6 protein-coding genes are annotated in these 7624 nt (G+C 72.5%); 3 read left to right on the top strand and 3 right to left on the bottom strand.

Features of this window, described 5'->3' with window-relative positions; translation table 11 throughout:
* Positions 1-10: 10 nt before the first annotated feature.
* Together FNH09_RS42865 and FNH09_RS42860 are read right to left on the bottom strand one after the other, a co-directional pair.
* The gene (locus FNH09_RS42865; protein ID WP_152895281.1) at positions 11-775 is read right to left on the bottom strand and encodes a DUF2127 domain-containing protein; all 765 of its coding nucleotides are present in this window, start codon (positions 773-775) and stop codon (positions 11-13) included.
* An 84-nt stretch (positions 776-859) separates the two neighbouring features.
* Complete coding sequence (locus FNH09_RS42860) at positions 860-2695, bottom strand: MFS transporter (RefSeq protein ID WP_152895280.1); 1836 nt, start codon at positions 2693-2695, stop codon at positions 860-862.
* 119 nt (positions 2696-2814) lie between these two features.
* On the opposite strand from FNH09_RS42860, the gene FNH09_RS42855 reads away from it, so the two are divergent.
* A complete protein-coding gene (locus tag FNH09_RS42855) occupies positions 2815-3453 on the top strand; it encodes a TetR/AcrR family transcriptional regulator (protein ID WP_152895279.1) in 639 nt (212 codons plus the stop codon).
* A gap of 153 nt (positions 3454-3606) precedes the next feature.
* Here the strand turns inward: FNH09_RS42855 and FNH09_RS42850 are convergent, their stop codons facing one another.
* On the bottom strand, positions 3607-5031 hold the full coding sequence (locus tag FNH09_RS42850; protein WP_152895282.1) for a cation:dicarboxylate symporter family transporter: 1425 nt from the start codon (positions 5029-5031) through the stop codon (positions 3607-3609).
* Between the two features lie 167 nt (positions 5032-5198).
* On the opposite strand from FNH09_RS42850, the gene FNH09_RS42845 reads away from it, so the two are divergent.
* Positions 5199-6848: a sensor histidine kinase gene (locus tag FNH09_RS42845; RefSeq protein WP_152895278.1), complete on the top strand. Its 1650-nt coding sequence runs from the start codon at positions 5199-5201 to the stop codon at positions 6846-6848.
* Between the two features lie 65 nt (positions 6849-6913).
* Positions 6914-7543, top strand: a complete 630-nt coding sequence (locus FNH09_RS42840; RefSeq protein ID WP_202919876.1) for a response regulator — start codon at positions 6914-6916, stop codon at positions 7541-7543.
* Positions 7544-7624: the final 81 nt, after the last annotated feature.

Here is a 7624-nt window from a genome sequence, read left to right as displayed (position 1 = left end):
CGCCCAAGCCCTAGACCGGCACGCCCGCCGACTCCTCCACCTCCAGCAGCGAGGCGCTGCGGCGCTCCTCGTCGAACGCCCGGCGCCCGCCGCGCAGCCCGAACAGCCGCTTGGCGATGGCGATGTAGAGGACGGCGAGGATGTTGAGGACGAGCGTGGAGATCTTCAACCAGCTGACGTGCTCGGTGAGTTCGTAGATCTCCAACGGGAGGAAGGCTGCCGTGGCGACCACGGTCAGGTACTCCGCCCAGCGTTTGGCGTACCAGAGGCCGACCGCCTCGACGAGCTCGACCAGCGCGTAGACCAGCAGCAGTCCGGCCACCAGCAGCAGGGTGGACTGCTTGTAGCCGAACGTCTTCTGGATGGTGCCGACCACGGGCGAGTGGTCGAGGTCGTAGTGGAAGTGCCGGAAGACCGGCCGGAAGACGTCGAGGTACTCGTCGAAGAGCCGGCGCACCGCGTACCGGCTGTTGCTGAACTTCCACACGGCCGCGGCGACCAGCACGATGAACACCCCGCGCACGGCCCGCTCGACGGCGAGGAAGCGCAGGATGAACAGGTCGCGCAGCACCTTGCCGCGCGGGACGAGGGGCGCCCGGTCCGCGGGGCCCGAGCCGTGCGGCTCGCCCAGCACGTAGTCGCCGCAGCGCAGACAGCGCCAGACCTCGCCGAGGGCGGTGTCCGCGCGCAGCCGCACCCGCAGCCGGGGGTCCTCCGGCGCGTACGTCACATGGCCGCGCCGAGCGCACGTCCGTCGGTCCCAGTCGATCTTCATCCCCCGTGCCTCCACTGTGCGTGCCACGCCGGTCGTCGGCGCGGCACGCTAGTGGAGATCGTTAAGAAGAAGGTAAGAATCGGGTCAGCGCGCCCCGGCGTCCGCGCGCTCCGGCTCCTTGTCGGCGCCGGCCCGCTCCGACTTCTCCTCGGCGCCGGCCTGCTCCGGCCCCTTCTCCGCGCCGGTCCGCCCCGGCTCCTTCGGGGCGTCGGCCTGCTTCGGCTTCTCCTCCGTGGCCGCCGCCTTCCCCGCCGTCCGCTCCCCCGCGGACCCCTGCGTGGGCTCCTCCGCGGCCGGTGCCGCCTTCGTCCTGCCCGGGAGCAGCGCCGCCACCAGGACCGTGCCGACCCCCAGGACCACCGCGCCGATCAGGCTGGTGTGGGCCACCGCGTCGGCGAAGGACGAACCGACCGCGTCCGCCATCCGCCCGGCGCCCTGGGCGAGTTGCTCCGCCTGCGCCTTCAACTGGGCGGCCTGCTGCGGATCACCGGCCTGCGCCGCCTGGGCGGCGAGGGCGTGTGCCTTGTCCCCGATGCCCTGCGCGACCGCGTACCCCGCGCCCACCGAGTCCTGGGCGGTGGCGAGGGCGTCCGCCGGGAGCCCGGCACCGGCCGTGGCGTCCGCCAGGTGGTCCGAGTACGAGGTGGCCAGCAGCGAACCGAGGATGGCGATGCCGAGCGAGCCGCCGAGCTCCAGCGAGGTGTCGTTCACCGCGCCGCCGACGCCCAGCTCGGACTCCGGGAAGGCGCCCATGATCGCGTCCGTGCAGGGCGAGAGGGCGAGCCCGATCGCGAGGCCGAGGACGACGAGCGGGGCGACGAAGTCGCCGTAGTCCGAGCCTGCGTCCACCTGCGTGAGCAGGGCGAGGGCGGCCGTGCCGCCGACCATGCCCGCGCTCACCGTCCACTTCATGCCGACCCGCGGGGTGAGGTAACCCGTCAGCGCCGACCCGACGAACACGGCACCGGCGAGCGGCAGCATGCGCGTCCCGGTCTCCAGGGCGTCGTAGCCGAGGACGAACTGGAGGTGCTGGGTGAGGTAGTAGAAGGCACCGAAGACGGCCAGGAAGAACAGGGCCACCGCGAGGTTGGAGCCCGCGAAGCGGCGGTCGGCGAAGCGCCGCACGTCCAGGACCGGGCGCGGGTGGCGCAGCTCCCACAGGACGAAGGCGAGCAGGCCCGCACCGGCCGCCACCGCGGCCGTGACCGCCTTGGCGCCCCAGCCGAAGTGCGGCCCCTCGATGATCATGTAGACGAGGGAGCCGATCCACACCACCGACAGCAGACCGCCGACGTAGTCGATGCGGCTGTGGTGCGCGGCCTTCGACGGCGGTACGAGGACGAAGGCGCCGACGATCGCCACGGCGGCGATCGGCACGTTGATCAGGAACGTGGAGGACCAGCCGTGGTCCGCCAGCAGCGCCCCGGCGACCAGCGGGCCGGCCGCGATGGCGAGGCCCGCGGTGGCGGTCCACAGGGTGATCGCCTTGGCGCGTTCGGCGCGCGGGAAGGTCGCGGCGAGCAGGGACAGCGTGGCGGGCATGATCAGTGCCGCGCCGACGCCCATGACCGCGCGGGCCGCGATGACCCCGGTGGCGCTGTCGACGAGCGAGCCCGCGACGGCGCCGCCGCCGAAGACGAGCAGCCCGAGGACGAGCGCCCCGCGCCGGCTGTACTTGTCGCCGATCGCGCCGAGCAGCAGCATCAGCGCGGCGTACGGGACGGTGTAGCCGTCGATGACCCACTGGAGGTCGGCGCTGGACAGGCCCAGGTCCTGGGTCATGTCGGGCGCGGCCACGGTGAGGGCGGTGTTCGCCATCACGATGATCAGCAGGCTGAGACAGAGCACCAGAAGCGCCCACCAGCGCCGGCGGTAGGGGCCCGCCATCCTTTCGACCGGTTCGGTCATGACGAGTCGCATGGGCGGGGTCGCCTTCCTCTTCCACTACGCGGCATCGAATTGCACAGCAGAGTGCAATTGCACAACGATGTGCAATCTACGACGCTGCACACCTCTGTGCAAGTCGGCGGGAGTGCAGAATGGCTGACATGACCACGGGTAACACCAGTCGCGCCGACGCCAACCGCCGCCGCATCCTCGATGTCGCGCTGGCCGAGCTGCTGCGCGACCCCGACGCGTCCATGGACCAGATCGCGCGCGCCGCGGGCGTCGTACGACGGACGGTGTACGGGCACTTCCCCAGCCGTGAGGCGCTGATCAGCACGCTCGTCGACGGTGCGGTGGAGGCGGTGGAGGCCGCGTTCGCGGCCGGCCGCGACGGTACCGACGACCCGGTGCAGGCACTGGCCCGCTCGACCCTCGTGGTCTGGGAGGTCGCCGACCGCTATCGCATCCTGGTCGCGCTGGCCCAGCGCAGCGTCACCGTGCAGGGCATCCGCGAACGGCTCGCCCCGGTCCGCGAGTCCTGTGCCGAGGTGCTCCGGCACGGGCTGGACCAGGGGGTCTTCACCTCCCCGCTGCCACCGGCGGCCCTGGCCTACGTGCACGAGCAGATGCTGTTCGCGCTGATGGAGGCCGTGAACGACGGCCTGCTGAGAACGGAGGAGGCGGGCCGCTCCGCCGCGGTCACGATCCTGACCACGGCGGGCGTACCCGCCTCTCTTGCCGCCGCGCTGGTGACAGGACTCGGCGAGGAGTCCGGCGCCCGGAAGGGGTGATCCGGGCCAGGCCCTGTCCGACAATTCCCGTCGTCCGCCCGGAGGCAGGCGGGAATTGTCGGACAGGGCCTGGGCCCGGTGACCGGAGGTCCGGCCGGTTCAGGCCGGGCCGGACCTCCGGAGTGCGCGCCCTCCTGGACGCCGTCGGGGGGATCAGGCCGTGGCCGGTTCCCGTTCGCCGTCCCCGCGCTGTCCGGGCACGTCCGTGCCGGCCGGGACGGTGTCGTTCTCGTCCAGCAGCGTCCGCTCGTCGAACGGCAGGTCACCGGCGAGCACCCGCTGGACGCGGTCCCGGTCGATCTCCTTCGTCCAGGTGCCGACCAGCACGGTGGCGACGGCGTTGCCCGCGAAGTTCGTCAGGGCCCGGGCCTCGCTCATGAAGCGGTCGATGCCGACGATCAGGCCGACCCCGTCCACCAGTGCGGGCTTGTGCGACTGGAGGCCGCCGGCCAGCGTGGCCAGACCGGCGCCGCTGACGCCCGCCGCGCCCTTGGAGGCGAGCAGCAGGAACAGCAGCAGCGGGATCTGCTCGCCGATCGACATCGGCGTACCCAGGGCGTCGGCGATGTACAGCGACGCCATGGTCATGTAGATCATCGTGCCGTCGAGGTTGAACGAGTAGCCGGTCGGGACCGTGATGCCGACCACCGGCTTGCTGATGCCCAGGTGCTCCATCTTCGCGATCAACCGCGGCAGCGCGGACTCGGAGGAGGAGGTGGACAGGATCAGCAGGAACTCGCGGGCCAGGTACTTGAACAGGCTGAAGACGTTCAGACCGGCGACGACCCGCAGCAGCGCGCCGAGCACCACGAAGACGAACAGGAAGCAGGTGACGTAGAAGCCGAGCATCAGCACGGCGAGGCTCTTGAGCGCGTCCAGGCCCGCCGAGCCGACGACCGCCGCGATGGCGCCGAAGGCACCGATCGGCGCCGCCCACATCACCATGGCGAGGATGCGGAAGACGAGCCGCTGGATGTGCTCGACACCGCGCAGCACGGGCTGTCCGGCGGAGCCCATCGCCTGGAGCGCGAAACCGGCGAGCAGGGCGACCAGGAGCGTCTGGAGCACCTGCCCCTCGGTGAAGGCGGAGACGAAGGTGACCGGGATGATCGACAGGACGAACTCGACCGGCGGCAGCGCCTCGTCGGACACCTGGCCGTGCCCGCTCGCCTTGATCGCGTCCGTCAGGTGCAGCCCGTCGCCCGGGTGCAGGACGTTCCCGACGAGCAGGCCGATGGCGAGCGCGACCAGCGACATCACCAGGAAGTAGCCGAGCGCGATACCGCCGACGGCGCCGACCTTCGCGGCCTTGCGCACCGAGCCGATGCCCAGCACGATCGTGCAGAAGATGATCGGCGAGATCATCATCTTGATCAGGTTCACGAAGCCGGTGCCCAGCGGCTTGAGCTCGACCGCGAAGTCGGGGGCGGCCAGGCCCACGACGATGCCGAGGGCGACCGCGGCGATCACCGCGAGATAGAGATAGTGGGTGCGGTCCCGCTTCACGGCGGGTGCGGCAGGTGCCGTATCGGGGGTGCTGGCGGCCACGGCTGCCCTCCTTGACGTCTTCGTCGGCATCACCGGCGTGCGGCTCACGTCCGGTCGATCCCCGGAGCGGCGCGCGCCCGGGGGATCGGGGCGCTCCCGGGGGATCGGGGGAATGCCGTGACTATCCACCGCCCTGTGAGGGCGGTCACCCTTCCGTTCATTGAGTTCACACTCGACGCGCCAGGCACACTGACGGAATGCGTATATCCCTCCCGCGGCCCCGCAGCCTGGCCGGCCAGCTCTTCGCGATGCAGGCCGTGCTGATCGCGGTCGTGGTCGCCGGGTACGCGCTGTTCACCTGGATCAGCGACCGCGGCCAGGCCGAGGAGGCGGCCGGACGCCAGGCCACGGCGGTGGCCGGCTCGGTCGCCGACGCGCCCTCGGTGCGCGCGGCCGTCCTCGGCCCCGACCCCAGGGCCCAGCTCCAGCCGTACGCGCTGCGGGTCATGCGCGACACCGGGGTCGACTTCGTGACGATCATGGATCCGCGGGGCATCCGCTGGACCCACCCCGACGAGGACCAGATAGGCCTGCGCTTTCGCGGCAACACCGCCCGCGCGCTGAAGGGCGAGTCCTTCACCGAGACCTACACCGGCACCCTGGGCCCCTCGGTCCGCGCGGTCACCCCCATCGAGGACGAGGACAAGCGGATCATCGGACTGGTCAGCGCGGGGATCAAGGTCGAGGCGATCAGCGCCCGCGTCCAGGACCAGGTCACCGCGCTGCTCGGGGTCGCCGCGGGGGCGCTCGCGCTCGGCGCGATCGGCACGTACGTCATCAACGCCCAACTGCGCCGCCACACCCACGGCATGAACGCGGCCGAGCTCAGCCGGATGCACGACTACCACCAGGCCGCCCTGCACGCCGTGCGCGAGGGCCTGCTGATGCTGGACGGCGCGTACCGGGTGGCGCTGATCAACGACGGCGGGCAGGAGCTGCTCGGCGTGTCGGGCGAGGCGGTGGGCCGGTCGGTGGCCGACCTGGGCCTGCCCGCGCCGCTGACCGGGGCGCTGCTGGCGTCGGAGCCGAGGGTGGACGAGGTGCATCTGACCGCACGCAGGGTGCTGGTGGTCAACACCTCGCCGGTGTCCGGCGGCGAGCGCCGCGGCACGGTGGTCACCCTGCGCGATGTCACCGAGCTCCAGTCCCTGATGGGCGAGCTGGACTCCGAGCGCGGCTTCAGCCAGGCGCTGCGCTCGCAGGCGCACGAGGCTGCCAACCGGCTGCACACGGTCGTGTCCCTCATCGAGCTGGGCCGGGCGCAGGAGGCCGTGGAGTTCGCGACGGCCGAACTGGAACTGGCCCAGGCACTCACCGACCAGGTCGTGGCGGCGGTGAGCGAACCGGTGCTGGCGGCGCTGCTGCTGGGCAAGACGGCGCAGGCGCACGAGCGGGGCGTGGAACTGACGGTGTCGCGGGACGGCGGCCTCGACGACGGACTGCTGCCGCGGACCCTGCCCGCGCGGGATCTGGTGACCATCCTCGGCAACCTCGTCGACAACGCCGTGGACGCGGCGCAGGGCAGCACTCCCGCACGGGTGACGGTCACGGTGCGCGGCGACGCTCGGGAACTGGTGCTGTGCGTCTCGGACACGGGGGCGGGAGTGGATCCGGCCCACGCGGAACTGGTCTTCCGGCGCGGGTTCTCCACGAAGCCGTCCGGCCCGCAGGGCCGCGGCCTGGGCCTGGCCCTCGTACAGCAGGCGGTGACCCGGCACGAGGGGTCGCTGTCGGTGGCGGAGGCCGACGGGGGCGGGGCGCGGTTCGTGGTGCGGCTGCCGCTGCGCACGAGCGCGGGAGCGGACGCCGCCCTCGTCGGCGGCCCGGCCTCCGGGGGCGACGCGTGAGCGCCGGTCAGCCCATCCGGGTCCTCGTCGTGGAGGACGACCCCGTCGCGGCGGACGCGCATGTGATGTACGTGGGCCGGGTGCCGGGGTTCGTCGCCGTCGGCCAGGCGCGCACGGGCGCCGAGGCCCGGCGGCTGCTGGACCGCACGGCGGTGGACCTGCTGCTTCTGGACCTGCATCTGCCGGACGCGCACGGTCTGCAACTCGCCCGGTCCCTGCGTGCGGCCGGCTACCACGGCGACGTCATCGCGGTGACGTCGGCCCGCGATCTGGCGGTGGTGCGCGAGGGCGTGTCGCTCGGGGTCGTGCAGTACGTCCTGAAGCCGTTCACCTTCGCGACCCTGCGCGACCGGCTGGTGCGGTACGCGGAGTTCCGGGGCGCGGCGGGCGAGGCGAGCGGCCAGGACGAGGTCGACCGGGCCCTCGCCGCACTGCGGGCCCCGGCTCCGGCGGCCCTGCCGAAGGGCCTGAGCGGGCCGACCCTGGAGCGGGTGACGACGGCACTGCGCGAGGCCGCCGAGGGACACACCGCGGCGGGCGTCGCCCAGTCCGTGGGGATCTCACGGATCACGGCCCGGCGCTATCTGGAGCACCTGGTGGAGGCGGGCCGGGCCGAACGCAGACCGCTGTACGGGCAGGTGGGCCGCCCCGAGCTGGTCTACCGCTGGGTCCCGGGACCGGACCGGGGACGGTAGGACAGGTCAGGCCGCTCCCGCCCGCCCGCGCCACGGTCGAACACCGGGACCGCCGAACAGCCCCTCCCCGAAGCGAAGCAG

Origin of the sequence: Streptomyces adustus, from assembly GCF_009377175.1 — a bacterium.
Lineage (GTDB): Bacteria > Actinomycetota > Actinomycetes > Streptomycetales > Streptomycetaceae > Streptomyces > Streptomyces adustus.
The sequence above is the reverse complement of the archived record's forward strand: the minus strand, read 5'-3'. Positions and strand labels throughout refer to the sequence as shown.